General features: G+C 64.3%; 1 protein-coding gene. It reads left to right on the top strand.

Annotation, left to right across the window (positions count from 1 at the left end; all coding sequences use genetic code 11):
- The coding region (locus tag FJ471_RS34610) for an AAA family ATPase (protein ID WP_140811599.1) at window positions 1–1180 on the top strand (1180 nt) is incomplete at both ends.

A 1180-nucleotide genomic window follows, 5' to 3' on the forward strand; every position in this document is an offset into this window, starting at 1 on the left:
TGGTCGAGCGCTGGCGCGAACGATGGGCCGAGCTTGCCAATGAACGCCTTGCCGAACTCGATATCGACGCCCGCATCGATCATCGCAGTCTGGAAGCGCAGGGCATTGCCCTGGAGCCGCAAACCCAGATTGGTGCTCCGGCCCAACGCATTGAGGGCAGCGGACTTGACGCTGCCGACATCGAAGCAGATCGCGCCGAACTGCATCGCGAGATCGCGCGTGGCAATGGCACTCGGATCGTTGCGGATCCATCCGTGGCGCTCGACGCCATCACCCATCAGCAATCGACCTTTACCCGAAAGGACATTGCGAAGTTCGCGCATCGCCATAGCGATGGAATGGAACAGTTCGACGCGGTGATGGGAGCCATTAGCGGAGCGCCCGACCTTGTCGAACTCGGCAAGGACGGACGCAGCGAAGACCGCTTCACCACGCGGCAGATGATAGAGACGGAACAGCGCCTGCATGGTGTGGCAGAACGCATGGCCGGGGAGGAACGTCATGCGGTGAGTGACCGGGATCGTGCGACGGCTTTGGCGGATGCCAATCGTCATGGCCTTGTTCTCTCAGGCGAGCAGACCGATGCATTCGATCACATCACGGACGGCCGCGGTCTTGGTGTCGTTGTCGGGTTTGCCGGCACCGGCAAGAGCGCCATGCTCGGAGTGGCGCGACAGGCATGGGCAGCGGCGGGCTATGAGGTTCGAGGCACTGCACTCTCCGGCATTGCGGCCGAGAATCTCGAAAGCGGTTCCGGCATCTCGTCTCGAACCATCGCCAGCATGGAACACGGTTGGGGACAGGGCCGCGATCTGCTCAGCGCCCGCGATGTCCTGGTGATCGACGAGGCAGGCATGGTCGGCACGCGCCAGCTGGAGCGCGTGCTCTCCCATGCCGCGGACGCTGGCGCAAAGGTCGTGTTGGTCGGTGATCCGCAGCAGTTGCAGGCGATCGAGGCGGGTGCTGCATTCCGTTCGATCCACGAACGCCACGGCGGCGTCGAGATCGGCCAGGTGCGCCGGCAGCGCGAGGACTGGCAGCGCGAAGCCACGCGCGACCTGGCAGCTAGCAGGATCGGCGCTGCGATCGGCGCCTATGACGATAAAGGCATGGTGCATCAAGCCGCGACGCGCGACCAGGCGCGCAGCGATCTTGTCGAGCGCTGGGATCGCGACAGGCA

The sequence above is a fragment of the Mesorhizobium sp. B2-7-1 genome (assembly GCF_006440735.1).
Classification (GTDB): Bacteria; Pseudomonadota; Alphaproteobacteria; order Rhizobiales; family Rhizobiaceae; genus Mesorhizobium.